The 24,821-nt window shown below is 75.3% G+C and carries 27 protein-coding genes; 10 read left to right on the forward strand and 17 right to left on the reverse strand.

What is annotated here, in order from left to right; translation table 11 throughout:
* The 4 genes from ACI793_RS17150 to msrB all read left to right on the forward strand — a co-directional run.
* On the forward strand, positions 1–186 hold a 186-nt coding region (locus tag ACI793_RS17150), incomplete at its 5' end, for a hypothetical protein (protein ID WP_456607585.1).
* A 132-nt stretch (positions 187–318) separates the two neighbouring features.
* Positions 319–2,445, forward strand: coding sequence for a sensor histidine kinase (locus tag ACI793_RS17155; RefSeq protein ID WP_456607586.1), 2,127 nt, complete (start codon positions 319–321; stop codon positions 2,443–2,445).
* Positions 2,446–2,447: 2 nt separating this feature from the next.
* Complete coding sequence (locus ACI793_RS17160; RefSeq protein ID WP_456607587.1) at positions 2,448–3,098, forward strand: response regulator; 651 nt, start codon at positions 2,448–2,450, stop codon at positions 3,096–3,098.
* Positions 3,099–3,139: 41 nt separating this feature from the next.
* Positions 3,140–3,556, forward strand: a complete 417-nt coding sequence (gene msrB / locus ACI793_RS17165) for a peptide-methionine (R)-S-oxide reductase MsrB (protein ID WP_456607588.1) — start codon at positions 3,140–3,142, stop codon at positions 3,554–3,556.
* 68 nt (positions 3,557–3,624) lie between these two features.
* On the opposite strand, the gene hemQ is transcribed toward msrB, so the two are convergent.
* From hemQ to hemE, 4 genes are all read right to left on the reverse strand, one after another.
* Positions 3,625–4,353, reverse strand: a complete 729-nt coding sequence (gene hemQ, locus ACI793_RS17170; RefSeq protein WP_456607589.1) for a hydrogen peroxide-dependent heme synthase — start codon at positions 4,351–4,353, stop codon at positions 3,625–3,627.
* A 366-nt stretch (positions 4,354–4,719) separates the two neighbouring features.
* Positions 4,720–5,688, reverse strand: a complete 969-nt coding sequence (locus ACI793_RS17175; RefSeq protein WP_456607590.1) for a hypothetical protein — start codon at positions 5,686–5,688, stop codon at positions 4,720–4,722.
* Between the two features lie 54 nt (positions 5,689–5,742).
* On the reverse strand, positions 5,743–7,146 hold the full coding sequence (gene hemG, locus ACI793_RS17180; protein ID WP_456607591.1) for a protoporphyrinogen oxidase: 1,404 nt from the start codon (positions 7,144–7,146) through the stop codon (positions 5,743–5,745).
* Entirely contained in the window at positions 7,143–8,219 is a 1,077-nt protein-coding gene (gene hemE / locus ACI793_RS17185; protein WP_456607592.1) for a uroporphyrinogen decarboxylase, read from the reverse strand. The genes hemG and hemE overlap by 4 nt, the downstream gene beginning before the upstream one ends.
* A 115-nt stretch (positions 8,220–8,334) precedes the next feature.
* Here hemE and ACI793_RS17190 point away from each other — a divergent pair, with 115 nt between their 5' ends.
* On the forward strand, positions 8,335–8,967 hold the full coding sequence (locus tag ACI793_RS17190; protein WP_456607593.1) for a DUF3000 domain-containing protein: 633 nt from the start codon (positions 8,335–8,337) through the stop codon (positions 8,965–8,967).
* Between the two features lie 58 nt (positions 8,968–9,025).
* Entirely contained in the window at positions 9,026–10,273 is a 1,248-nt protein-coding gene (locus ACI793_RS17195) for a ribonuclease D (RefSeq protein ID WP_456607653.1), read from the forward strand.
* A 132-nt stretch (positions 10,274–10,405) separates the two neighbouring features.
* Here the strand turns inward: ACI793_RS17195 and ACI793_RS17200 are convergent, their stop codons facing one another.
* The 7 genes from ACI793_RS17200 to ACI793_RS17230 all read right to left on the reverse strand — a co-directional run bounded on the left by ACI793_RS17200 (position 10,406) and on the right by ACI793_RS17230 (position 17,106).
* Complete coding sequence (locus ACI793_RS17200) at positions 10,406–10,684, reverse strand: thiamine-binding protein (RefSeq protein ID WP_456607594.1); 279 nt, start codon at positions 10,682–10,684, stop codon at positions 10,406–10,408.
* An 81-nt stretch (positions 10,685–10,765) separates the two neighbouring features.
* Positions 10,766–12,685, reverse strand: coding sequence for a 1-deoxy-D-xylulose-5-phosphate synthase (gene dxs / locus ACI793_RS17205; RefSeq protein ID WP_456607595.1), 1,920 nt, complete (start codon positions 12,683–12,685; stop codon positions 10,766–10,768).
* 104 nt (positions 12,686–12,789) lie between these two features.
* The gene (locus ACI793_RS17210; protein WP_456607596.1) at positions 12,790–13,158 is read right to left on the reverse strand and encodes a hypothetical protein; all 369 of its coding nucleotides are present in this window, start codon (positions 13,156–13,158) and stop codon (positions 12,790–12,792) included.
* A gap of 62 nt (positions 13,159–13,220) precedes the next feature.
* Complete coding sequence (locus tag ACI793_RS17215) at positions 13,221–13,451, reverse strand: DUF4177 domain-containing protein (RefSeq protein ID WP_456607597.1); 231 nt, start codon at positions 13,449–13,451, stop codon at positions 13,221–13,223.
* A gap of 76 nt (positions 13,452–13,527) precedes the next feature.
* Positions 13,528–13,740, reverse strand: coding sequence for a hypothetical protein (locus tag ACI793_RS17220; protein WP_456607598.1), 213 nt, complete (start codon positions 13,738–13,740; stop codon positions 13,528–13,530).
* Positions 13,741–13,766: 26 nt separating this feature from the next.
* Positions 13,767–15,080 carry a class I SAM-dependent RNA methyltransferase gene (locus ACI793_RS17225; protein ID WP_456607599.1) on the reverse strand — a complete coding sequence of 438 codons (1,314 nt, stop codon included), beginning with the start codon at positions 15,078–15,080 and terminating at the stop codon, positions 13,767–13,769.
* Positions 15,073–17,106, reverse strand: coding sequence for an APC family permease (locus ACI793_RS17230; RefSeq protein ID WP_456607600.1), 2,034 nt, complete (start codon positions 17,104–17,106; stop codon positions 15,073–15,075). The genes ACI793_RS17225 and ACI793_RS17230 overlap by 8 nt, the downstream gene beginning before the upstream one ends.
* Positions 17,107–17,230: 124 nt before the next feature.
* On the opposite strand from ACI793_RS17230, the gene ACI793_RS17235 reads away from it, so the two are divergent.
* Positions 17,231–17,947, forward strand: a complete 717-nt coding sequence (locus tag ACI793_RS17235) for a potassium channel family protein (RefSeq protein WP_456607601.1) — start codon at positions 17,231–17,233, stop codon at positions 17,945–17,947.
* Positions 17,947–18,618, forward strand: a complete 672-nt coding sequence (locus ACI793_RS17240) for a potassium channel family protein (protein WP_456607602.1) — start codon at positions 17,947–17,949, stop codon at positions 18,616–18,618. The genes ACI793_RS17235 and ACI793_RS17240 overlap by 1 nt, the downstream gene beginning before the upstream one ends.
* 21 nt (positions 18,619–18,639) lie before the next feature.
* Here ACI793_RS17240 and ACI793_RS17245 read toward each other — a convergent pair whose 3' ends face one another.
* From ACI793_RS17245 to ACI793_RS17270, 6 genes are all read right to left on the reverse strand, one after another.
* Complete coding sequence (locus tag ACI793_RS17245; protein ID WP_456607603.1) at positions 18,640–19,536, reverse strand: DUF3159 domain-containing protein; 897 nt, start codon at positions 19,534–19,536, stop codon at positions 18,640–18,642.
* Between the two features lie 254 nt (positions 19,537–19,790).
* On the reverse strand, positions 19,791–20,168 hold the full coding sequence (locus tag ACI793_RS17250) for an OB-fold nucleic acid binding domain-containing protein (protein WP_311346768.1): 378 nt from the start codon (positions 20,166–20,168) through the stop codon (positions 19,791–19,793).
* On the reverse strand, positions 20,165–20,974 hold the full coding sequence (locus tag ACI793_RS17255; protein WP_456607604.1) for a DUF3710 domain-containing protein: 810 nt from the start codon (positions 20,972–20,974) through the stop codon (positions 20,165–20,167). The genes ACI793_RS17250 and ACI793_RS17255 overlap by 4 nt, the downstream gene beginning before the upstream one ends.
* 1 nt (position 20,975) lies before the next feature.
* The gene (gene dut / locus ACI793_RS17260; RefSeq protein WP_456607605.1) at positions 20,976–21,470 is read right to left on the reverse strand and encodes a dUTP diphosphatase; all 495 of its coding nucleotides are present in this window, start codon (positions 21,468–21,470) and stop codon (positions 20,976–20,978) included.
* Positions 21,471–21,528: 58 nt separating this feature from the next.
* Entirely contained in the window at positions 21,529–22,419 is an 891-nt protein-coding gene (locus tag ACI793_RS17265) for a hypothetical protein (protein ID WP_456607606.1), read from the reverse strand.
* A gap of 61 nt (positions 22,420–22,480) precedes the next feature.
* The gene (locus tag ACI793_RS17270) at positions 22,481–22,780 is read right to left on the reverse strand and encodes a DUF4193 domain-containing protein (protein WP_091983763.1); all 300 of its coding nucleotides are present in this window, start codon (positions 22,778–22,780) and stop codon (positions 22,481–22,483) included.
* 296 nt (positions 22,781–23,076) lie between these two features.
* On the opposite strand from ACI793_RS17270, the gene ACI793_RS17275 reads away from it, so the two are divergent.
* Entirely contained in the window at positions 23,077–24,123 is a 1,047-nt protein-coding gene (locus tag ACI793_RS17275) for a phosphotransferase family protein (protein WP_456607607.1), read from the forward strand.
* Between the two features lie 105 nt (positions 24,124–24,228).
* The gene (locus ACI793_RS17280; RefSeq protein WP_456607608.1) at positions 24,229–24,774 is read left to right on the forward strand and encodes a LytR C-terminal domain-containing protein; all 546 of its coding nucleotides are present in this window, start codon (positions 24,229–24,231) and stop codon (positions 24,772–24,774) included.
* The last annotated feature ends 47 nt before the right edge of the window (positions 24,775–24,821 follow it).

Here is a 24,821-nt window from a genome sequence, read left to right on the forward strand (position 1 = left end):
TACCGGGCGGCCCTGGCCGGGGTGGGGGCTGCGAGGGCGATCCCGGCGGGGCGGACGTGGGTGGGGGGGACCGCGGCGGCGCCGGCCGGCCCCACTCCCCGGTCGGTGCGGGCGGGGGCGGGCGAGGTGGTGACGGACATCGGGTTCCTCCGGTTCTCGGGTCGCGGTGCCCTGCGCACCGACTGAGGAGAACCCTCGGGCGGCCGCGTCCCAGGCCCCCAGGGCCTGCCGCCTCGATCTCGGTCCCGGAGATGTCCCGGCCGAGTCGGGACGCCCGCCTCATGGCGTCCGGGACGCCGTGTCCGCGAAGATCACCGCGTGCACACGGAGTTCCTGGTCGCCGAGCGCGACGGCGTCGCGCTCGGAGCGCCCTCCGCGCCGCCGAGCGGCCTGGCGGCCTGCCCCACTCCGGTGCGCGTGCTCGCCTGGACGGTCGTGTCGGTCACGGTGGCCGCCGCCCTGGCCGCGGCGGCGCTCGACGTGATCACTCCCGCGAGCGCGCGGGAAGCCGCGCGATCCGGCCCGGGATGGGTCTTCGGCCTGCCGGGGATAGCCCTCGCCGTCGCCGCCGCCGCCCTGCTGCGCCGCGTGCCGGGCAACGCCGTCGCATGGGTCGTCGCGGCCTCCGGGCTGCTGTGGTCCGTCGACGGGCTCGCGCAGTCCTGGCTCACCTACGCCGTGCAGACCGACCCAGCGCTGCCGGGGGCGTCGCTGGCCTTCTGGCTCGTCCAGCGCTTCGGCGCCTGGCTGCTGCTCGAGCTGCCGCTGCTACTGCTGCTCTACCCCGACGGTCAGCTGCCCACCGGCCGGTGGCGGGTGCCGGCGGTGCTCAGCCTCGCCTCGACCGCCCTGCTCCCCACGCTGCTGCTCGTCGTCCCGAGCGAGATCGCCGACGCGCGTGCGGGGACCGAGACACCCGAGGTGTTCCGCTCCCTCGACCTGGACCCGACTAGCCTGCCCTTGCCCGAAGGCGTCGTCCTGCCGTTGCTGCGGATCGCCTTCCCCCTCGCGCTGCTGGGCGTCCTCGTTCCGGTCGCCTCCGTCATCGCCCGGTACCGGCGGGCCGCCGAGGACGATCGCCGGCGGATGCGCTGGCTGCTCTGGGCCGGCGCCGTCGATGTCCTCGTCATGCTGGCCACCCTGTTCGCGCCGGGCGACATCAGCTCCTACAGCCTGACGCTGGCGGTGGCGCTGACCGGCGCAGCGGTGACCGTGGGCATCCTGCGTCCGAGCGCCGTCGACATCGACCGGCTGCTCGGGGGGACGCTCGTCTACGGGGGGCTCGCCGTCGGGGTGGTGCTCCTTGATCTGGCCGTGGTCGGCGGCGCCGGCGCACTGCTCGGCACCCGCTTCGACGAGCGGGACGCCACCGTGCTCACATTGCTGCTCGTCGCCGTCCTGTACGTCCCGCTGAGGACGCCGCTGTGGCGTTTCGTCCGGCGATGGGTCCTCGGCGAGCGCGAGGACCCCTACCGCGTCGTGTCCCGCCTGGCCGAGCGCCTGGAGCGCAGCGACGGTACGGATCAGCAGCTGATGGCCGTCGCGGCCGCCGTGGCCGAGGCCTTCCGCTCGCCCTACGTCGGGGTGGAGGTCGCGTCCGTCGGCGGTGAGCGGTTGCTGGCCGAGCACGGCCACCGGCCCACCGACGTGCAATCGCTGCCGATCGCCTACCGCGGGGAGGACATCGGCCGGCTACTGCTCCCCCGGCGCGGCGTGCGGGCCCAGTTGCTCTCCCGCGACGAGCGGCTGCTGGCCGACGTGGTCCGGCAGGCCGCCGCCGCCGCGCGCTCCAGTTCCCTCGCCGCCCAGCTCCAGGTCAGCCGCGAGCAACTGGTCGCCGCGCGCGAGGAGGAACGCCGCCGGCTGCGCCGCGACCTGCACGACGGCCTGGGGCCCAGCCTCGGCGCGGTGGTGCTGCGGATCGACACCGCCCGGAACCTGGCCGCCGACCGGCCGGAGGACGCGGACCGGTTGCTCCGGCAGGCGCGCGACGACGTCGCCGCGGCCCTGGCCGACGTGCGGCGGCTGGTGCACGACCTGCGCCCGCCCGCGCTCGACGACCTCGGGCTCGGCGGGGCGGTGCGCCAGCAGGCGGAGCGGGTCCTGCCCCCGCAGGTGGCCGTGACCCTGACCGGGGACGGCGCCGGGGCCCACCTGCCCGCGGCGGTCGAGGTCGCCGCGTACCGGATCGCGTCCGAGGCGCTGGCCAACGTCGCGCGGCACGCGCGGGCCTCCCGGGTGACGGTCGCGCTGGAGCGGGACGCCGGCGCGCTCGTGGTCCGCGTGACCGACGACGGGATCGGCATCCCGCCGGACGCGCCGGCCGGGGTCGGCCTGGTCTCGCTGCGCGAGCGCGCCGCCGAGCTGGGTGGATCGTGCACGGTGGAGTGCCCCGCCGACGGCGGCACGGTGGTGCGGGCGGTGCTGCCCGCGGGAGGTGGGTGAGCGTGGACGAGGAACCGCTGCGCGTGCTGGTCGTCGACGACCACCCGGTGTACCGGGACGGTCTGGCGATGCTGCTCGGCTCGGTGCCCGGCCTGGTCGTCGTCGGCACCGCCGCCGACGGCGCCGCGGCGGTGCGGTGCGCCCGGGAGGAGCAGCCCGACGTCGTCGTGATGGACGTGCAGATGCCCGGGATGGACGGGATCGCCGCCACCCGGGCGATCACGTCGGAGTCGCCCTCGATGGGCGTCGTGGTGCTGACCATGAGCGAGGACGACGGCACCGTCTTCTCCGCCGTCCGCGCCGGTGCGCGCGGCTACCTGCTCAAGGGCGCCGACCAGGACGAGGTCGTCCGGGCGATCACGACGGTGGCCGGCGGTGGCGCGGTGTTCGGCGCCGCCCTCGCCCGGCGGATCGCCGAGTTCTTCAGCGCCGGCCCGTCCGGCCCGGAGACGGCCTTCCCGCAGCTCACCGCCCGGGAGCGGGAGGTGCTCGACCTGGTCGCGGCCGGGCGGTCCAACGCACAGATCGCCGCGACGCTGTACCTGTCGCCGAAGACCGTCCGCAACAACGTGTCCAACGTGCTGGCCAAGCTGCAGGTCACCGACCGGGCGCAGGCGATCGTGCGGGCGCGCGACGCGGGGCTCGGCCGCTGACCGGCGGGAATGGCGGTCCGGCGGAGCCCGTTCTCCTGGACATGACGACCTCCTCCCAGCAGCCCCAGGTGCAGAAGACCGACGAGGAGTGGCGCGCGCAGCTGACGCCGGAGGAGTACGCGGTGCTCCGCCAGGCCGGCACCGAGCGCGCCTGGACCGGTGAGTACGTCGACACCAAGACCGTCGGCGTCTACGAGTGCCGCGCGTGCGGCGCCGAGCTGTTCACGTCCGAGACCAAGTTCGACTCGCACTGCGGCTGGCCCTCGTTCTACGAGGCCTCCAGCGAGGACAACGTGATCCTCCGCGAGGACCGCAGCTACGGGATGCTCCGCACCGAGGTGCTGTGCGCGACGTGCCACAGCCACCTGGGCCACCTCTTCGACGACGCCCCGCAGACGCCCACCGGCGACCGCTACTGCATCAACAGCGTGAGCGTCAGGCTCTCCCCGGCTCAGTAGCCGCCCGCATACGCCTGAGGGCGGTCATCCATCCCTGGATGACCGCCCTCAGGCGTATGGCGGCGCTGTCAGGCCAAGTCCTGGACGATCTCCGCGACGGACTTCCGCACGCCCGTGTAGAACGGGACCTCCTCGCGGACGTGCCGGCGCGCGCGACTGGCCCGCAGGTCGCGCATGAGGTCCACGATCCGGTGCAGCTCGTCGGCCTCGAAGGCCAGCATCCACTCGTAGTCGCCCAGCCCGAACGAGGCGACCGTGTTGGCCCGCACGTCGGGGTAGGGCCGCGCCTGCATGCCGTGCTCCTTGAGCATGTCGCGCCGCTCCTCGTCCGGCAGCAGGTACCACTCGTAGGACCGCACGAAGGGGTAGACGCAGACGTAGCGGCGCGGCTCCTCGTCGGCGAGGAACGCCGGGATGTGGCTGCGGTTGAACTCCGCCGGCCGGTGCAGCGCCATCTGCGACCAGACCGGAGCCAGGTGGCGGCCGAGCTCGGTGCGACGCAGGCGGGTGTACGCCTCCTGCAGCGCGTCGGGGGTCGAGGCGTGCCACCAGACCATGACGTCGGCGTCGGCCCGGAGACCGGCGACGTCGTAGACGCCACGGACGACGACGTCCTTGCCGGCCAGCTCCTCGATCAGCGCGCTCGCCTCGTCGGCGGCGGTGGTGCGCACGTCGTCGGCCATCGGCCGGTCGAGGCGGAACACCGACCACATCGTGTAGCGGATCATCGAGTTCAGCTCGTTGGCCCGCTTGCCGATGCTGCGTTCCTCGGTCTGCGCGTCGGTCTGCTCGGTCATGCCCCCATCATCCCCCGGTCCGCGGACCCGCCCGCGACCCGGTCGACGGTCGCCGCGGGACGCCGCGAGGGCGGGGGTCCCGGGTCAGCGCGAGGTACGCGCGGCCCGGGCTCCCCGCCTTCGCGGTCTCCAGGTGCTCAGCGGTCGGCGGAGGGGCTCCGCCGGCCGCGGAGGAGGCCGGCGTGCTGCTCGCGGCAGTCGTCGCAGGCCGCCAGCCAGACGTGGTGGCGGAGGCAGCGAGGAGTGGGACGGGATCGAGGTGCGGTCAGGCGGTTCGGGTCGTGCTGGGTGGTCACGCCCGGTTCAACACCGGGGCGCCCCCCGGGATGCCCGGCGACGACCCGTGGCGCCCGCCACCGGTACCGGTCAGCGCGGCACCACCACGAGGGCAGGACGGGTGCGCCCGGGACGGCACGCCAGCGCCGCCAGCGTCACGGCCACCGCGTCCTCGACCAGCGCCGCCGACAGGGCCGGCATCCGGCCCGTGGCCCACCGGCGCCAGGCCGCGCCGGCCACCGAGCCCACCGCCGCGGCGGCCGCACCCGCCGTCGCCGGGAGCGCCCCGTTGACCCCGGCCCTGGTCGCGAGCCGGGCACCCCCCTCGGCGCCGCCGAGCACCCTCGCCGGCAGTCCCGCGCGGCTGAGCCGGGACGGTGCGTCGGGCTGCTTGTCGGCCCACAGCTCCAGGGCGAGGGCCCCGGCCGTCACCACCTTGGTCGCCCGGCCGGAACGCCCGGGACCGCGTCCCCGCGGTGCGGTGAGGATCGGGCCGGCGAAGCCCAGGCTGCTGCGGCTGCCCGCGGCCAGGCCCAGCAGGGCCGAGCGCAGCACCATCCCCGCATCCGCCGGACGGCGCGGCGTGCGGTTCTCCCGGTCGGTGGGCGCCGACTCCAGCACCGCCTGCACCGCCATCCCGTAGGCCAGGTGCGGCACGGCGTCGGCCGCCCAGTCGCCGGCCGACCAGGTACGCGGGTCGCTGATGCCGAGGCCTGCGACGGTGAGGTCCGTGGCGGCGGTCGACGCCGCGCCGGCGAGCACCGCACCCATGGGAGGCGGGTAGCGCAGGCCGTAGGAGCGGACGGCGCTGGCCAGGACACCGACCCCGAGCCCGTTGGCGATCCCGGCCAGTGCCGCGAGCGCGGACCGGCGCGACTCCCGGGTCGCGGCCCTGCCGGGCACCGGGCGTCCGATGCGCTCGGCCACGGCGTCGACGACCTGGCCGGGCACGGGGCTGGCCGGGCGCCCGCGCACCGCCATGTCGAGGTAGCTGACGGCGTCGAGCGCGACGGTGCCGGCGGCGCCGGCCGCCAGGCCGCGGAGGAAGGTCCCGGTCATGCCCTCGACCCTCGTGGTGCGGGGCGGAGTCGGCAACCGGCGACCCGCCCGGGATCAGCCGAGCAGTGCGGTGACCGCGCGCTGCGCGTCACGGATGCAGGCGGGCACGCCCACCCCGTCGAAGGCGGCGCCGGCGATCTCGAGGCCGGGCACCTCGGCGACGGCCGCGCGCACCGCGGCGACCCGGCCCGGGTGGCCGACCAGGTACTGCGGCAGCCCACCGCCCCAGCGGACCAGCGCGGTCTGCAGCGGCTCGGGGCGCGCCAGGCCCAGCAGCTCGGCGACGTCGTCCACCACGGCGCCGACGAGCTCGTCGTCGTCCCGCTGCAGGTCGCTCTCGGCGCGGAACCGGCCGACCGACGACCGGACCAGCAGCGCCTCCCCACCGGCCAGGTGCGGCCACTTCGCCGACGAGACGGTCACGCCCTTGACCAGCCGGCCGGTCACCGGCGGCACGAGCAGCCCCGACCCGGCGGCGACCTCCTGTGCCGGGAACGCCATGGCGACCACCGCCATCGACGCGTACGGGATGCCCTGCAGGGGCTCGACCGCGCCCGGCACGACCTCGCGGAGGAGCCGGGCCGCCTTGCCCGCCGGCGCGGTGACGAGAACGGCGTCGGCGGTCAGCAGCTGCGGCTCGGCGGCCGAACCCACCGAGAGCTCGAAGCCGTCCGCCGTGCGCCGCAGGCCGTGCGCCGGCGTGCGCAGCCGGACCTCCGCACCCGCGGCGGCGACCAGCGCGTCGGGCAGCGAGCCGATGCCGTCGGAGACGGTGACGAACACCGGGCCGTCGGCGTCACCCCGGCTGCGGGTCCCCGCGGCCCGGGCGGCGGCCGCGGCACCGAGCACCGAGCCCGCCGCCGGCAGGTGGGCGGCGAGGGCAGGCATGGTGGCCTGCAGCGAGAGCTCGTCGGCCCGGCCGGCGTACACCCCGCCGAGCAGCGGCTCGACCAGCCGGTCGACCACCTCGTCGCCCAGCCGTTCGCGCAGCAGCGTGCCGACGGCGACGTCACCGTCGGGCCGGAGCGGGGGCAGGTCGGCCTCGGCCCGCACCCGGGCGACGCCGTCGGCGGACAGGAAGCCCTCGAGCCCGTCGGCCGAGGCGGGTACCCCGAGCACGGTGCCGGCCGGCAGCGGGTGCCGGCCGTCGGGCAGCACCACCGAGGCCTGCGTGGTGGCGGGTGCGACCAGCCGGTCGCCGAGCCCCAGCGCCTCGACCAGGCGCACCGCCTCCGGGACGCGGGCGAGCATCGCCTCGGGGCCGGTGTCGTACCAGTGCCCGGCCAGCTCGATGCGGTGCAGCTTGCCGCCGATCCGGTCGCCGGCCTCCAGCACGACGATCTCGTCGTCGGGCCGGCGTCGCCGCCACTCGAAGGCGGCGGCCAGTCCGGTGATGCCGGCCCCGACGACGACCAGGCGGCGGGGAGACGCCGGGGCGGCGGGGTGGGCCGGAGTCATGGAGTGGTCAGCTCGTGGACCAGCTCGGCCACGTGCGTGAGCACACCGGGATCGGTGTCGGGCAGCACGCCGTGGCCCAGGTTGAAGATGTGCCCCCGGGCCGCCTTCCCCTGCTCGACGATCCGGCGCACCTCGCGGTCGACGGTGGCGCGGTCGGCGAGCAGGACGGCGGGGTCCAGGTTGCCCTGCAGCGAGCGCTGCTGACCGACGCGGCGCGCGGCTTCGTCGAGCGGGATGCGCCAGTCGACGCCGACGACGTCGGCACCGGCGTCACCGATGAGCGGCAGGAGCTCGCCGGTGCCCACGCCGAAGTGGATACGGGGCACGTCGCGCTCGCCCCGCTCCCGGTCGCCGAGCCCGTCGAAGACCGCCCGCGAGTGCGGCAGGACCCGCTCGGCGTAGTCGGCCGCGGAGAGCACGCCGGCCCACGAGTCGAACAGCTGGACCGCGGCCGCACCGGCGTCGACCTGGGCCCGCAGGAAGATCGCCGCCGACACCGCCAGCTTGTCCAGCAGCCGGCTCCAGGCCTCGGGCTCGGCGTACATGAAGGCCTTGGTGCGGGCGTGCTCCTTGGAGGGGCCGCCCTCGATCAGGTAGGTGGCGAGGGTGAACGGCGCCCCGGCGAAGCCGATGAGCGGGGTGGTGCCCAGCTCGGCGACCAGCTGGCGCACCGCCGTCTGCAGGAAGCCCAGCGACTCGGGCTCCAGCGCGGGCAGCGCATCGACGTCGGCCACCGAGCGGACCGGCTTGTCGATCACCGGGCCGATGCCCGGCTTGATCTCGACGTCCATCCCGGCCACCACCAGCGGCAGCACGATGTCGGAGAACAGGATCGCCGCGTCGACACCGTGCCGGCGCACCGGCTGCAGGGTGATCTCGGTGACCATGTCAGGGTCCTGGCAGGCGTCGAGCATCACCGTGCCGGCTCGCAGGCTGCGGTACTCCGGCAGCGACCGGCCGGCCTGGCGCATGAACCAGACCGGGGTGCGGCTGACCGGCAGGCCCCGGGCGGCGCGGACGAGGTCGGACTCGGCCGGGGACGTCGGGGGGACCGGGGCGGGGGCGAGGCTCACGGGGGTCGATCCTCCCAGACGGCCGCCGGGCACGTCCCCGGCGCGTCGACCGAGAGTCGGGCGCCGCTGCGGCGCGTCGGGCGCGATGTGCTAGACGGCGACCTACCCTGCGCACGTGGAGCCGCACCTCCTGGCCAACGCCGGGAACAGAGGCAAGGACGGGCGTGGGGACGAGGTCCCCGCGGCGTTCCAGGCCGCCGTGGACGCGCTGGCGCGGGTCCGCGCCCGCCCGGAGATCGTGCTCGAGCACATCCCGGCTCCCCAGCGGCTCGCTCCGTACGCGCACGCCGTCGGCGCCTCGGTGAGCGAGCGGGACGGGGACGAGGACGTCGAGATCGCCAGCGCGCGGTTCATCGTCCTGCACGATCCGGCGGGCCACGAGACGTGGCACGGGACCACCCGGTGCGTCGGGTACCTGTCGGCGGAGACCGACGAGGAGCTCGTCGACGACACGATGTTCTCCGAGGTGGCCTGGAGCTGGCTCACCGACGCGCTGACCGAGTCCGGCGCCGTGCACACCACCGTCGGCGGCACGGTCACCCGCACGGCGTCCACCCGGTTCGGCGAGCTGGCCGGGCCCGAGCACTCGGTGGACGTCGAGATGCGCGCGTCCTGGACGGCCGGGGACACCGCGCTGGACCAGCACCTGCAGGCGTGGCTCCAGGTGCTGGCCAACGCGGCGGGGCTGCCGCCCCCTGGCGTGCGTCTGCTGGGTCCCTCCGACCGGTCCGGCGGCGAGACTCTCTAACATCGGTTCCAGCAGACGGGCCCCCGCCCGCACGGACCGGCGAGAAGGTGGACGGCAACTGAGCACCGAGCCCACTCCCCCGCCGGCGACCGACGACGCCGCGCCGGAGTCCACCGCCGTCCCGCTGCTCGCTCCCCGCGACGGCCTGCCGCCGACCATCGAGAACTCCACCCAGCTGGTCGAGTACGCCCAGGCCCTGCGCGAGGGCACGGGACCGGTCGCCGTCGACGCCGAGCGCGCGTCCGGCTACCGCTACGGCCAGCGGGCCTACCTCGTGCAGCTGCGGCGCAACGGCTCGGGCACCGGCCTGGTCGACCCCGTTCCCCTGCCGGACCTGTCCGTGCTGCAGGAGGCGATCGCCGACGCCGAGTGGGTGCTGCACGCGGCCAACCAGGACCTCCCGTGCCTGGCCGAGATCGGCCTCGTCCCCACCCGGCTGTTCGACACCGAGCTGGCCGCCCGGCTCGCCGGGTTGCCCCGGGTCGGGCTCGGCGCGGTCGTCGAGTCGCTGCTCGGCTTCTCGCTGCAGAAGGGGCACTCGGCGGCCGACTGGAGCACCCGCCCCCTGCCGGAGGAGTGGCTGGTCTACGCCGCCCTCGACGTCGAGGTGCTGGTCGATCTGCGCGACGCGCTGGCGGCGATCCTCGAGGAGCAGGGCAAGACGGAGTGGGCGCGCCAGGAGTTCGAGGCGATCCTCGCCGCCGGTCCCCCCGCCCCCCGGGTGGACCCCTGGCGGCGCACGTCCGGGGTGCACGGTCTGCGCAGCCGCCGTCAGCTGGGCATGCTGCGCGCACTCTGGGAGGCCCGTGACGAGCTCGCCCGCCGTCGGGACGTCGCCCCCGGCCGGGTGCTGCCCGACTCGGCGATGGTGTCCGCGGTGCAGGCCGACCCCCGGAACGAGGGCGCCCTGCTGGAGCTGCCGGTGTTCCGGGGGCGGGCCAACCGGCGGCTGGTCGCGCACTGGTTCCAGGCGCTGGTCCGCGGCAAGGAGATCCCCGAGGACGAGCTGCCCCCGCACAGCCGCACCGGCGACGGCCCTCCGCCGGTGAACCGGTGGGCCGACCGCGACCCCGCGGCGGCCACGCGGCTGCAGGCGGCGCGGGCGGGCCTGGCCGAGGTGGCGGAGAAGCACTCCGTCCCCGTCGAGAACGTGGTCTCCCCCGACCTGGTGCGCCGGCTCATGTGGCACCCGCCCGAGCCCCGCGAGCGCGACTCCGTCGTCGCGGCGCTGCGGGCCGGGGGCGCCCGGGAGTGGCAGATCGAGCTGACCGCCGACCTGCTGACCGAGGCCGCGACCCGCGCCTGACCCCCCGCGCTGGGATCAGGTGACCTGATCCCAGCGCGTCCTCCCTCACCGTGCACCGTGAGGGAGGACGCGCTGCGGTGAGGGAGGACGGCACCTGGCCGCGATGCGATCCGGACGATCGCGGTGTTGTCGCTAGCGGAACTTGTGCGTGAGGCTGTCCATCGAGCGGTTCACCGAGGCGACCTTGATGTGCGAGAGCCCACCGGTCGCGCCGGCGGCGATCATCGCCTCGTGCGCGGCGCGCAGGGTGGCCCACACCTGGTCGGCCTCGCCCTCGAGCGTGGTGCCCAGCGCCCCGACCTCGTACCGCAGGCCGGACGCCTGGATCACCGCGATGGCCGCCTCGACGTGCGCGTGCGGGTCGTCCGGGGTTCCGGGCGGTGACGGCGCGACCTGGATCTCGGCGATCATGTGACTCGTTCCTCCTGCCGGACGGCCCCGTTGCAGGGTCCCGCCACGAGCCTGCGAGTGGTGGGGAGCGACGGGGTCCTTCTACTGCTGCGCGCCGTCCACCCGCTCGGCCACCGCGGTGTCGCTGCGCTCGCCCAGCTTCGCGCTCCACTCGGCGATCCGGCGGGCGACGTCCTGCTCGGTCAGGCCGACGTCGGCCAGCACCTGCCCGCGGCTGCCGTGGTCGAAGAACTGCTGGGGCAGACCCAGGGTCCGCACCGGCACGTCGACGTCGCGGTCCTGCAGTGCCTGGCTCAGCGTGGTGCCCACTCCCCCGGCGCGGCCGCCGTCCTCGACGGTCACCACCAGCCGGACGTCGCCCGCCAGCGCGACGAGCTCCTCGGACACCGGCAGCACCCACCGGGGGTCGACGACGGTGACGTCGATGCCCTGGTCGGCCGCGCGCTCGGCGGCGGCCAGGCACAGCGGGACCATCGAACCGACGGCGACGAGCAGCACGTCGTCCGAGCCGCCGCGGCGCAGCACGTCGACGGGACCGCGGCGCTCCAGCGCGGGCACATCCGGCGGGAGCACACCCTTGGGGAAGCGGACCACCGACGGGCCGTCGGAGATGGCGACGGCCTCGCGCAGCGCCTCGCGCAGGGTCGCCTCGTCCCGCGGCGCGGCCAGGTGCACGCCGGGCACGACCGAGAGGATCGACATGTCCCACATGCCGTTGTGCGAGGCGCCGTCCTCCCCGGTCACGCCGGCGCGGTCCAGCACCACGGTCACGGGCTGGCGGTGCAGGGCGACGTCCATGAGCAGCTGGTCGAACGCCCGGTTGAGGAAGGTCGAGTAGACCGCGACGACCGGGTGCATGCCGGCCATGGCCAGGCCGGCCGCCGACGTCAGGGCGTGCTGCTCGGCGATGCCGACGTCGAAGGTGCGCTCGGGGAACCGCTCCGCGAAGGCGGCCAGCCCGGTCGGGTGCAGCATCGCCGCGGTGATGGCGACGACGTCGGGCCGCTCGGTGCCCACGCGCACCAGCTCGTCGGAGAAGGCGTCGGTCCAGGCCAGCCCCGTCTTGCGGACGCTCGCGCCGCTGTCGGGGTCGAAGATCCCGGTCGCGTGCCAGGCGTCGATCTGGTCGGTCTCGGCCGGTGCGTACCCGAAGCCCTTGGTGGTGACGGCGTGCACGATCACCGGGCCCCCGAAGTCCCGCGCCCGGCGCAGCGCCGATTCCATGGCCTTGATGTCGTGCCCGTCGACCGGGCCGACGTACTTCATGCCGAGGTCCTCGAACATGCCCTGCGGGGAGAGGACGTCCTTGAGGCCCTTCTTGATCGCGTGCAGCGCGTCGTACAGCGCGGTGCCGACGACGGGCGCCCGGTTCAGGGTCTGCCGGACCTGGAGCAGGGCGTTCTCGTAGCCGGGGCGCAGCCGCAGGGTGGCCAGTGCGTCGGCGACGCCGCCGATGGTCGGCGAGTACGAACGACCGTTGTCGTTGACCACGATGACCACCGGGCGGTCCTGCGCGGCGGCGATGTTGTTCAGCGCCTCCCAGGCCATGCCGCCGGTCAGTGCGCCGTCGCCGATGACGGCGACGACGGGACGCGAGTCACCGCGGATGGCGAAGGCCTTGGCCAGCCCGTCGGCGTAGGACAGCGACGTCGAGGCGTGGCTGTTCTCCACCCAGTCGTGCTCGCTCTCCGCACGGCTGGGGTAGCCGGACAGCCCGCCGCGCTGGCGCAGCCGCTCGAAGTCCTCGACGCGACCGGTGAGCATCTTGTGCACGTAGGACTGGTGCCCGGTGTCGAAGACGATCGGCTCGCGTGGGCTGTCGAACACCCGGTGCAGCGCGATGGTCAGCTCGACGCAGCCGAGGTTGGGGCCGAGGTGCCCACCGGTCTTCGCCACGCTGGTGACCAGCGCGTCGCGGACCTCCGCTGCGAGGACGGGGAGCTGCTCGGGGGGCAGGGCGCGGAGGTCCTCCGGGCCACGGAGCGATCGCAGGAGCGGCACGTCGCGGCGGGTCCTCTCTGGCGTCGGGGTGGCACGGCGCTGCTGACTGCCGCCGCTCAACCGTACCCGCGTCCGCAGTGCACGACCCGGAGAAGCACGATCCCTCACAGCCGCGGGACCCAGCGCTCACCGCGCAGCGCGCCCGCCACCACCTCCACGCCCCGGGCTGCGGCGGCCAGCCGGGCACCTTCCCGCTCGTAGGCCTGCATCGCCGCCTCGATCGCGTCGGCCGGCAGGTGATCGGCCAGCTCCACCCGGACGGTGCGCCAGCCCGCGCGAGCGGCCTCCAGCCCGGCGGCGACGTGGTCGGCGGCGAACCGGGCGAGCAGCACCGGGTAACGGCGGAGCACCTCGTGCGCCCGGTAGTCCGGCGGGACCAGGTCGTAGAGCCAGGCGACCGCCGTGCGCTCCCAGTCGGGGGCGCCCGGAGGCCGGACCTCGTCCGGCCAGCCCGGCGGCACCGTCGCGTCCACCGCACCAGTGTGCCGCATCGGTCGAACGCTTGTTCGACCGACGCACGGGCCGGGGCAGGCGGCTAGGCGTCCTTCTGCCGCTTGAGCCAGAACTGCTCGAAACCCCAGCTGCCCGCGCCGCTGGAGTGGTAGCTGACCAGCTCCCACCCCTCGGCGCCGAGCTGGTTGAGCACCGTGCTGGTGTCGCCCTGCTGGCGTTCCGACGAACCGCCGGGGAGCTTGACGCTCACGCCGGCCCGCTGCGACTCCGCATCGTTGGCGGTGATGACCGAGGCGTATTCCCACGTGGGCACCCCTGAACGGTAGCCAACCGGCTGCGCGGCGCTCATCGGGGGACGCACACGGCGCCGGAGTGCCCGCCTGCGCCGGCTACTCGGTGAAGGACACCCGGGGTCGCGAATGGCGGCCGCCGCCCGGGCGCTGCTCCTGGCTCATGCCCCGCAGCTTGCCCGCCCGCAGGGCGGCGACGTGCTCGTCGCACAGCCGCAGCTCGAGGGGCTGGATGGACAGCTCGACCACGCCCACCTGGGTGGCGGGGCGCGCGCAGCCCGAGGCGTCGCAGTAGTGCCCCGGATCGGTCATGGCACCAGTCTCCCCCACGCCGGGAGCTACGACTCCGGCACGAGGAGCGCCACGCACTCCACGTGGGCGGTCATCGGGAAGGCGTCGAAGCCGCGGATGCCGGCGAGCCGGTAGCCCGCCTCGCCGAAGGCGGCGACGTCGCGCGCCAGGGCCGCCGGGTCGCAGGCCACGTAGACGACGGCGCGCGCACCGGTGCCGGCCAGCAGCCGGCTCACCGCCTGGCCCGCGCCCGCCCGCGGCGGGTCCAGGACGACGACGTCGGGCGGGGTGTCCAGCTCCTCGAGCAGCTCGCGCAGCCCGTCGGCGTCGACGTCGCCCTGCCAGACCTCCGCCTGCGGCAGGTCGGCGAGGTTGGCGTCCGCGGCGGCGCACGCGCCGGGGTCGGACTCGACGCACACCACCCGGCCGGTCTCCCCCACCCTCGGTGCCAGCGCGCCGCCGAACAGGCCGGCGCCGGCGTAGAGGTCCAGCACCGTCTCGCCCGGGCGGACGGCGGCGAACCCGGCGACCGCCTCGACGAGGGCGTCCGCGGCAGCGGGGTGCACCTGCCAGAACCCGGTGCCCTCCACCTCCCAGTCGCGCCCGCCCGCACGCCGCTCGGCCCGCGTGACCGGCTCCTCCGGCAGCTCGCCCCCCGGCCGGACGACGCGGCTCGACGTCGCCCGCCCGCCGCGGTCCAGCCGGCTGGTCGTCACCGCGCCCGCGGAGTCGATGGAGACGTCGACCGCGCCGGCACCCGGCCACCGCCGGGAGAGCACCGCCTGCGCCGCCGGCTCCACGGTGATCGGGCAGTCGTCGAGGACGACGACGTCGTGCGACCGGTGGCGGCGCAGCCCGGGCGCCCCGGTGCGGTCCACGGCGAACCGGGCCCGCGAGCGCCAGCGCAGCGCCCCTCCGGGGAGCTCCTCCACCGTCACCGCGACGTCGTCCAGACCGGCCAGCCGGGTGAGCTGCTCGCGGACCACGGCGGCCTTGAGCCGGCGCTGCTCGGCCGGGTCGACGTGCTGCCAGTCGCATCCACCGCACCGGCCGGGTCCGCTGTAGGGGCAGGGCCGCTCCACGCGCGCCGGCGACGCCTCGAGCACCTCGATCGCATCGGCGCGGCAGAAGCCGGGGTGCCGGTCCTCGGTCACCCGCACCACGACCCGCTCGCCGGGCAGGCCGTGCCGGACGAAGACGACCCGTCCCTCGTGCCGGGCCACGCAGTGCCCGCCGTGGGCCACCGGACCCACCGTCACCTCGAACTCCGTACCGGTCCACCCCAAGCCCTTCGGCCCCGCCGCAGGGTCCCGCCGCGAGCGTGCGAGCGGCGGGGGGCGGCGGGGTCCTTTCTCAGCCATACGGGACCACGTCGGAGTCGTCGGTGAACCCGCGCCGCAGGTCACCGGGCGCCGGCCCGCCGCGCCCGTCGTCGTCCCGGCCCACCGAGCTGGCCAGCTGCCACGGCACGGTCGTGATCATCACGCCGGGCTGGAACTGCAGTCGGGCGCGCAGCCGCAGCGCGCTCTGGTTGTGCAGCAGGTTCTCCCACCAGTGCCCCACGACGTACTGCGGGACGAAGACGACGACGAGCTCGCGGGGGCTGCCCCGGCGGATGTTCTTCACGAAATCGACGACCGGCCGGGTGATCTCCCGGTAGGGCGACTCCAGCACGGTCAGCGGCACCGGGATGTCGAACCGCTCCCAGTCGGCCCTCAGGCTCCGGGTCTCGGCGTCGTCGACGTTGACCGTCAGGGCGGTGAGTTCGTCGGGCCGGGTGGCCCGCGCGAAGGCCAGCGCCCGCAGCGTCGGCTTGTGCACCTTCGACACGAGGACGACGGCGTGCACCTTGCTCGGCAGCGTGCGCGCGTCGGTGTCGGGCACCAGTTGGTCGGAGACGTCCGAGTAGTGCCGATTGATCGCCCGCATCAGGACGAACAGGATCGGCATCGACACGATGACCAGCCAGGCGCCGTGGGTGAACTTCGTGATCACGATGATCACCAGGACGATGGTCGTGAGCGTCCCGCCCAGGGTGTTGATGATCTGGGAGCGGCGCATCCGGCGGCGGTCGGCCGGGTCCTGCGTGTCCTGCATCTCCCGGTTCCAGTGCCGCACCATGCCCCACTGGCCGATGCTGAAGCTGGTGAAGACGCCGATGATGTAGAGCTGGATCAGCCGGTTGACATCGGCGTCGAACACGACGATCAGCAGGACGGCGAACCCGGCGAGCAGCAGGATGCCGTTGCTGAACACCAGCTTGTCGCCGCGGGTGTGCAGCTGGCGCGGCATGAAGCGGTCCTGGGCGAGGACCGAGCCCAGCAGCGGGAAGCCGTTGAACGCGGTGTTCGCGGCCAGGATGAGCACCAGCGCCGTGGCGGCCTGGATGTAGAAGAAGCCGAGGGAGGTGTCCCCGCCGAACGTCGCGGCGGCGAGCTGGGCGATGACGGTGCGCTGCGGCTCGGTCTCGCAGTCCGCGAAGCCCACCAGGTCGCAGGGGTGCTCGACGTACTTGACGTCGGCCAGCAGGGCCAGCGCCGTCACCCCGGCGAACATCGTGGCCGCGATACCGCCCATGAGCGCGAGCGTGGTGGCGGCGTTCCGGCTCTTCGGGGCCCGGAAGGCCGGGACGCCGTTGGCGATCGCCTCCACCCCGGTCAGCGCGGTGCAGCCGGACGCGAAAGCACGGAGCGCGAAGAGCAGCAGCGCCAGCCCGGCCAGGTTCTCGTACCCGGGCTCGGGCGTGACCGAGTACTGCGAGGTCTCGGCGACCAGCCCGCCGTCGGTCACGAACCAGCGGATCAGCCCGGTGACGATCAGGATCCCGATGCCGGCGATGAAGAGGTAGGTCGGGGCGGCGAAGGCCCTGCCCGACTCGCGGACCCCGCGCAGGTTGGCGGCGGCGAGCAGCGAGACCAGGCCGACGGCGATGAGCACGCGGTGCTCGTCCAGCCCCGGGAACGCCGAGATGATGTTGTCGGTACCGGCCGACACCGACACGGCGACGGTGAGCACGTAGTCCACGAGGAGCGCGCTGGCCACGGTGAGCCCGGCGAACTGCCCGTGGTTCTTCATGGCGACCTCGTAGTCGCCCCCGCCGGAGGGGTAGGCGTGCACGACCTGGCGGTAGCTGAGCACCACCGTGATCAGCAGCAGCACGACGCCGACCGCCAGCCACGGGGCCAGGTACAGGAAGGCCGTCCCCGCCAGGGTCAGGACGATCAGGATCTCCTGGGTGGCGTAGGCCACCGAGGAGAGCGGGTCGCTGGCGAAGATGGGCAGCGCGTACCGCTTGGGGAGCAGCGACTCACCCAGGCGGTCGCTGCGGACGGCACGACCGAGGACGATCCGTTTCGGGAGTTGTCCGAGGTCGGACAGCGTGGGCACGGCGGCGATGGTACGGACGGCGGAGGGCGGATCGCCGTCGCCGGGCTGTACTACTCCTCACGCGGGTGAGGCACCCCCGTTGCGGGCGGGAAAGCCGCGCGGACGGGTGTAACTTCGCGCCCGGATGCGCGGGCGGACGGCCGCCGGCGCGACGGAACTCTGGGAGCTGCTCGTGCACGTGGTCGTCATGGGCTGCGGCCGGGTCGGCTCCGCCGTCGCCCGCCGGCTCGAGGAGGTCGGGCACAGCGTCGCGGTGATCGACCAGGACCCCGCGTCGTTCCGCCGGCTGGGGCCCGACTTCGGCGGCCGGCAGGTCACCGGCCTCGGCTTCGACCGGCAGACGCTGCTGGACGCCGGCATCGACTCCGCCGGCGCCTTCGCGGCCGTCAGCAGCGGCGACAACTCCAACATCATCAGCGCCCGGGTGGCCCGCGAGACCTTCGGCGTCCAGCACGTCGTGGCCCGCATCTACGACTCCAAGCGCGCCGAGGTCTACGAGCGGATGGGCATCCCGAGCGTCGCCACCGTGCCGTGGACGGTGAACCGGCTCATCCGGGAGCTCCTCTCGGTCAAGGTCAGCGAGCTGTGGCGCGAGCCCACCGGGAAGGTCTCGCTCATGCGCGTGACCGTCACCGAGGGCTGGGTGGGCCGGCGGCTGACCGAGCTGGAGACCGCCACGGCGGCCCGGGCCGCCTGGCTGGTCCGCTTCGGGGAGTCCCTGCTGCCGACGGCGACCACCGTGCTGCAGGACGGCGACCAGCTCGTCCTCGCCGTGACCGACGAGATCACCGGCCGGGTGCACGACGTCGTCGAGCGCGGGCCCCAGGGAGGCGGGCACTGATGCGGGTCGCCATCGTGGGCGCGGGCGCCGTCGGCCGGTCGATCGCCGGGGAGCTGCTCGGCAACGGGCACACCGTCATGCTCATCGAGAAGGACGGCCGCAAGGTGAAGACCCGCGCCGTGCCGGGGGCGGAGTGGGTCCAGGCCGACGCCTGCGAGGTGTCCTCGCTGGAGGAGGCGCAGCTGGCCACCTGCGACGTCGTCGTGGCCGCCACCGGCGACGACAAGGCCAACCTCGTCGTCTCCCTGCTGGCCAAGACCGAGTTCGCGGTCAACCGCGTCGTCGCGCGGGTGAAGGATCCCCGCAACGAGTGGCTCTACACCGAGGCCTGGGGCGTCGACGTCGCCGTCTCCACCCCGCGGGTGCTCGCGGCGCTGGTCGAGGAGGCGGTCACCGTCGGCGACGTCGTCCGGCTGATGAGCTTCCGCAAGGGTGCGGCCAACCTCGTCGAGATCACCCTCGCCGAGGACACCCCCTGGGTGGGCCACGCGCTGCGCGAGGTGCCACTCCCCCGGGAGACGGTGCTGACGGCGATCCTGCGCGGCGAGCGGGTGATCACCCCGAGCCCGGACGAGCCGCTGGAGGCCGGGGACGAGCTGCTGTTCATCACCCACGCCGAGGTGGAGGACCAGCTCAAGGTCGTCCTCGCCCCTGCGCCCGGCCAGGCCTGAGCCGGGGACGGGAGCGCTCCCTCAGGCCGCCGGACGCTCGTCGGGCCCCGGCACGGGGTCCACGGCCGCCCGGTGGCGGTGCAGCCGGGAGACGACCCAGAACGTCACCAGGACCTCGACCGCGGTGACGGGCACCCCGAGCAGGACCGTCACGACGCCCAGATCGGTGGCGTCGGTGTTCGCGCTGCCCTGGTAGAGGTACGTCTGGACGGCTGCCCGGACGAGGAAGACCGTGGCCCACAGCAGGGTGAGCCATCCGTAGGCCCGCAGCAGCCGCGGGTCCTCGCGCCAGGGCAGCTCGGGGGCCGGGTCGGGCAGGCCACGACCGGTCGCCCGGGCGGGCGTGCGGGGCGGGTCCAGGACGACCGGGTCCCCGCGGCGACGCAGCCGCGGCAGCGCCGCACCCGGCGCCGACATGGCGCCCAGGTGGCTGGGGGCCAGGAACTCCGCGATCACCCCGACCAGCGGCCGGCGCACCACGATGGAGCCGAGCAGCACGACGGCGAGGGCGGCGTTCCGGATGATGCCCGGGACGTAGAAGTCGCGGGCCTGCCCGGTGGCGGCCGCGATGGCGACCGCCACGCCGACGGCGAACAGTCCGCTGACCGCCTGCTGCACGCTCTCCCGGCGGGCCAGCCGGAGCCCGAAGATCAGGACGGCGGCACCGAGGGCGGCCCAGATGCCGGGGCGCAACCCGGCGATCCCGTTGGCCACGATGAAGGCGATGGTCGGCACCGTGGCGTCGACCATGCCGCGCCAGCCGCCCAGCTGGTCGAGGACCAGGTGCCGGTCGAAGACGACCGATGGCTCACGGGCGTCGTCGGCGGCGCGGTCGGCGCCCGTGCCGGCCGGCCGGTCGCCCTCCGGGGACGGCGCCGCGCCGTCGGGACCGGTCATGTCGCTCGCCCGCTCGCTCACGAGCCCTCCTCGCTGGCGCTCGTCGGCCTCGTGAGCGGCGCTGCCGTGCACCTCGGTTCGCTCGCAAGCTCGCTCACGAGCCCTCCTCGCTGGCGCTCGTCGGCCTCGTGAGCGGCGCTGCCGTGCACCTCGGTTCGCTCGCAAGCTCGCTCACGTGCGCCCTCCCCCACGTCGAACCTGCCGGCGGTCGACCGCCGGCTCCGTCGTACCCGCACCGTCCCCGCCGGGCACGTCGTTCCCGCACGGAGCGGCTCTCAGCAGGAGCCCAGCTCGTACCAGGGGTTGTAGATGACCCGCTTGCCGTCGAAGGCGGCGAACCGGCCGCGCGCGGTCAGCGTGCGCCCGGGCTCGATGCCGGCGATGCGCCGGCGGCCCAGCCAGACCAGCGTGACCGACCCCGAGCCGTCGAACAGCTCGGCCTCGAGCGTGGGCACCGTCTCCCGGGGGGTGTAGACGACCGACTTCAGCCGTCCGGTCACCGTCACGACGGCGCCCTTGCGGCAGGCGCTGAGGGGCTCGCAGCCGGCACTGGCGGACTCCGCGCGGAGCTCCTCCGCGTCGATCGCCTGGTCGTCGGCGGTCAGTCGCTGCAGGGTCCGCGACAGCCAGCCGACCGGACGGGTCTCGGTCACGGACCCAGCGTAGTGCCGCCCGGGCCGGACGCGGCGCCGCCGCTCCCCCCGGCGGGTGGCGTCCGAGGCGCGGTGCCCCCCGGCCCGCCGGCGGAGGGGGTCCGGGGCGCCGTTCCGGTCGGCCGGGCGGCCGCCGCCTCCTGCTGGGCGGCGACCCGTGCGGCCGCCTCGGGCGGCAGGGTCAGCGGCAGCGCCTCGCGGACCGGCATGGGCTCACTCCCCCGGACGACCACGATGGCGCGGAAGGCGTCCTCCAGCGCGGCCGCGGCCTCCGGGCTGGAGGCCGCGGCCCCGCTGATGGTGCCGCGCAGGAACCAGCGCGGGCCGTCGACGCCGAGGAACCGCGCCGGACGGCGGACGGGCTCGGGCGCGGGCTGCCCGGGCTGCGCCGGCGGAGCGGCGACGACGGTGCCCGCCAGCTCGATGCCGAACGGCCCCTCGACCTCGCGCAGCGACGCGCCCTGCCCCGACGCGGTCCGGACGATGTCCTGGCGGACCTCGTCCCAGATGCCGGCGGCCCGGGGTGCGGCGAACGCCGAGACCTGGAGCAGCGAGTCCCCCGAGCGCAGCGTCGCCCCGACCACCTGCTGCTGCTGGTTCAGGTCCACCCGCAGCTCCATCCCGGGGCGCGCGGGCAGCCGCAGAGCGCCGAGGTCCAACCGGGTGATGCCGTCCTCGGGTGCGTCGGCGACGTCCCAGGGACCGGTGGTCTCCTCCACGTCCCGCTCGCGGACCTGCGGCTCCGGCGGCACCCCGCGTTCGCGCAGGCTGCGGTCGATCCGGTTGCGTCGTCGTCCGAACGGCATGTCAGTCCTGCTCCTCGTCCACCGTGGTCGTCCGCTCCGAGAAGCCCCCCGTCGAGCCGTGCCCCCCGGCGCCGCGGACGCTGCCGGGCAGCTGCTCCACCGGCACGAAGCGGGCCCGCACCACCGGCTGCACGACCAGCTGCGCGATCCGGTCACCGCGGCGGAGGTTCAGCGGGGTGGCCGGGTCGTGGTTGACCAGGATCACCTTGATCTCCCCGCGGTACCCGGAGTCGATCGTCCCGGGGGCGTTCACCACGCCCAGGCCGTGCCGGGCGGCCAGGCCCGACCGCGGGTGGACGAACCCGGCATAGCCCTCGGGGATCGCCACCGCCACCCCCGTGCCGACGACCGCCCGCTGCAGCGGAGCCAGCTCGACGTCCTCGGTGAGGGTCAGATCGGCGCCGGCGTCGCCGGGCAGCGCGTAGCGCGGCACGGCGCCCTCCGGGGAGAGCAGGGAGACCGGCACGTCCAGCTCGGACGGGGGGAGGTCGGGCACGTCGGCGACCCTAGCCGCGTCCGCCGGTCCGGTGCTCACGCCGGCCCGGGGCACGAGGTCAGGCTCCGCCGCGGAGATCGCGGAGCACCCGCGCGGCCAGGGTCTCGGTGGCCCGCCGGTTGCTCCGGCCGGCCAGTGCGGCACCGAGCAGGAGCGGCGCCGCCGTCGGCACGTTGCCGACGAGCCGGCGCCCGACGCGCCGCCGCAACGCGCGCAGGCCCGCGGCACCCAGGACCGATCCGAGGCCGGAGGCGCTCGACACCGCGCGCTGCGCCGACCAGCTGGACAGGTAGGCGGCCCCGCGCTCGCGGGCGTCCCCGGGTGCGGGCCGGCCGTGCAGCTCGTGCAGCTCGCCGATGAGCACCACCTCGACCGCGGCCGTGAGGACCGTCTCCGCGCCGAGCTCGAGCGGAACGGCGAGCAGGGACGGCGGCGCGAACCAGTGCGCGGCCGACAGGCCACCGGTCGCCGCACCGATGCCGGAGGTGGCCCGGGCCGCGCGGGCGACGAGGAGGTCGGCGATCTCCTGGTCGGAGGAGCCGGGGTAGGCCGCGCGCAGCCGGGCGGCGTCGCGGACGGGGAGCCGCGGCGCAGCGGCGGCCAGCAGGTCGCCCAGCACCGCCCCCGGGGACCGGCCCGGCCCCGCAGGCGGTTCCTCGGCCGGCCCCGGCGACGCGGTGGGTGCGCCCCCACCGAGGGAGGCGCCCACCGCCGTGGCGACGGCGCCGAGCACGTCGCGCAGGCCGGTTCCGGCGGTCCGCCCGGGCCCCTGGTCCGTGGCCGGGCCGGGAGCCTGGTCGGCACCGCCGACCAGGCCGGCGACCGCCTCGGCCACCGCTCGCGCCGCGCGGCCCAGAGCGCCGTCCTCGGCGGGGACCGGGACGGGCGCGACCGGACGAGGGGACGGGACGTCGCGCGGAGCGGCCGTGCGCCCCGGGTGCTCGGTCATCGCCGTCCCCTCCCGGTCGGCCCGTGTCCTCCCTGCGGCGTGCGGGAGGACGTGCTCCTGCTCAGGCGCAGTCGCGGCAGTACAGGTCGTCGCCCTTGGTGGCGGCCAGCCGGCTGCGGTGCTGGACGAGGAAGCAGCGCGAGCAGGTGAACTCGTCCTCCTGCTTCGGCAGCACGCGCACGGTCAGCTCCTCGTTCGAGAGGTCGGCGCCGGGCAGCTCGAGGTTCTCGTTGAAGTCGGTCTCGTCGACGTCGACCGACGAGGACTGCGCCTCGGCACGGCGTGCCTTGAGCTCCTCGAGCGAGTCCTCGCCGAGCTCGTCGGCCTCGTTGCGGCGCGGGGCGTCGTAGTCGGTGGCCATGGGGTGCCCCTCCTGGTTCTCGCGGGCGTCGGGCCCGCTCTTCTGACGCGGTGCCGGGTGGGCTCCGTCGTCTCGGCCGGTCGCCGGTGGGCGATCGGTGTGTCTGGTGCCGGCGGCCCGCACGCGGGGCCTCCGGTCCGTGCCGGTCGCTCGCTGCCGTCCGGGTGGACGGCGGACGGGTCCGGCAGCCGCCCAACGCCCTACGGGCCCGGTTTGTGCCCGCGGGATCACGGGCGACACATCGGGCGCACGGACGGGCGTCCGGGCGGCGGAGCGGCAGAGGTTACCCTGCCGCCGTGGCGACTCCCGTGGGTGCTGATCCGACCGTCGTGGGCCCTTACCTGGCGCGTGCGCTGGGCGACGAGCGCTGGCAGGAGGTGACCGTCGAGCTCATCGCGGCCGGTATGTCCAACCTCACCTACGTGGTGACCCCGGAGGGCGGCTCCGCCGACGACTCGGTGATCCTCCGCCGGCCGCCCACGGGCGCCGTGCTGGCCACCGCCCACGACATGGCCCGGGAGCACCGGGTGATCTCGGCGCTGGACGGCACGCCCGTGCCGGTGCCGCGCACGCTGCACATGTGCACCGACGAGTCGGTCCTGGGCGCGCCGTTCTACGTCATGGAGCGCGTGGTGGGCATCCACGCCGTCGGCTCGCTGCCCGACGGGTACGCCGACGAGCCAGCGCAGCGCCGCGCGATCGGCGACGGCCTGGTCGACGTGCTGGCCGACCTGCACGCGGTCGACCCCGCCTCGGTCGGGCTGGGCGACTTCGGCCGCCCCGAGGGCTTCGCCGCCCGCCAGGTGCGCCGCTGGACCAAGCAGTGGGACGCCACCCGCGACCGGGACCGGCCGAACCTCGACGCCCTGGCCGCCCGGCTCGCCGAGACGGTGCCGAGCACCCCGCGCTCGACGATCGTCCACGGCGACTACCGGCTGGACAACTGCCTGCTGGACCCGGCCACCCCGGGCCGCATCAAGGCCGTCCTGGACTGGGAGATGTCGACGCTCGGCGACCCGCTGACCGACATCGGCATGATGTTCGTCTACTGGCCCGAGGCCGGCGAGGACCGCGCATCGGCGGCCAGCGGGGTCACCGCGCTGCCCGGCTTCCCGACCCGCCGCGAGGTGGCCGAGCGGTACGCGCAGCGCAGCGGGGCCGACCTGTCGGAGCTGAACTGGTACGTCGGTTTCGCGTTCTTCAAGTTCGCCGCCATCGTCGCCGGCATCGTGGCCCGCTCGGCGGCCGGCGCCATGGCCGGCAAGAACACCAGCGGATACGCCGACCGCATCGATCCGGTGGTGGAGCTCGGACGCGCCGCGCTCGAGGACGGTGCGATCTAGCCGGCCGGTCCGGCTCTAAGCTCGACCCCGACCGACCCACCGTCGCGCTCCGGCCGGGCTCCCCCGGCCGGTGCGGGCTCCCGGGTCCTTGCGAGGAGAGTGACAGTGACGCTGCGCACCGAACGCCCCCCGGTGCGGGCCCGCAGCGGGCGACGGCCGCTGCCGCCGCTCATCTTCCTGCTGGTGCTGGCCCTCGTCGCGTTCGGCGTCTGGTGGAACGTCTTCCGGCAGGACGCCGCTCGACAGGCCGAGCAGGACGCGGCCTGCGAGACCGCCGAGTCCGCACCCGCCGCCCTGGACCCCGCGACCGTGTCGGTGCGGGTCTTCAACGCCTCCGACCAGGCGGGCATCGCCCAGGCCGTCGCGGACGACCTGGGCGCTCGCGGGTTCACCATCGCCGAGGTCGCCAACGACCCCACCGGCCGCGAGGTCACCGGGGTGGGCGAGGTGCGCCACGGCGTGGGCGGCAAGTCCACCGCCGCCTTCCTGGCGCTCTACCTCCCCGGCGCCGGGCTCTGGCAGGACGTGCGCGCCACCCAGCAGGTCGACCTGGTCCTGGGGCCCGACTTCGTGATCGGCGAGAGCCTGGCCACCGACGACGCGGTCAACGCCGCCCTGGCCGACGCCGAGGAGGCCGCGAACGCCTGCTGAGGAAGGACCCCCTCCTCCCCACCCGCTCGGGGCGGTGCCCTGGACGG

The organism is Blastococcus sp. SYSU DS0617 (assembly GCF_054051075.1).

Coding starts and splice junctions, on each gene's coding strand:
- msrB (WP_456607588.1), top strand. CDS start 3,140: ATGACGACCTCCTCCCAGCAGCCCCAGGTGCAGAAGACCGACGAGGAG.
- hemQ (WP_456607589.1), bottom strand. CDS start 4,353: ATGACCGAGCAGACCGACGCGCAGACCGAGGAACGCAGCATCGGCAAG.
- ACI793_RS17175 (WP_456607590.1), bottom strand. CDS start 5,688: ATGACCGGGACCTTCCTCCGCGGCCTGGCGGCCGGCGCCGCCGGCACC.
- hemG (WP_456607591.1), bottom strand. CDS start 7,146: ATGACTCCGGCCCACCCCGCCGCCCCGGCGTCTCCCCGCCGCCTGGTC.
- ACI793_RS17200 (WP_456607594.1), bottom strand. CDS start 10,684: ATGATCGCCGAGATCCAGGTCGCGCCGTCACCGCCCGGAACCCCGGAC.
- ACI793_RS17220 (WP_456607598.1), bottom strand. CDS start 13,740: ATGACCGATCCGGGGCACTACTGCGACGCCTCGGGCTGCGCGCGCCCC.
- ACI793_RS17225 (WP_456607599.1), bottom strand. CDS start 15,080: ATGGCTGAGAAAGGACCCCGCCGCCCCCCGCCGCTCGCACGCTCGCGG.
- ACI793_RS17235 (WP_456607601.1), top strand. CDS start 17,231: ATGCGCGGGCGGACGGCCGCCGGCGCGACGGAACTCTGGGAGCTGCTC.
- ACI793_RS17240 (WP_456607602.1), top strand. CDS start 17,947: ATGCGGGTCGCCATCGTGGGCGCGGGCGCCGTCGGCCGGTCGATCGCC.
- ACI793_RS17255 (WP_456607604.1), bottom strand. CDS start 20,974: ATGCCGTTCGGACGACGACGCAACCGGATCGACCGCAGCCTGCGCGAA.
- ACI793_RS17265 (WP_456607606.1), bottom strand. CDS start 22,419: ATGACCGAGCACCCGGGGCGCACGGCCGCTCCGCGCGACGTCCCGTCC.
- ACI793_RS17270 (WP_091983763.1), bottom strand. CDS start 22,780: ATGGCCACCGACTACGACGCCCCGCGCCGCAACGAGGCCGACGAGCTC.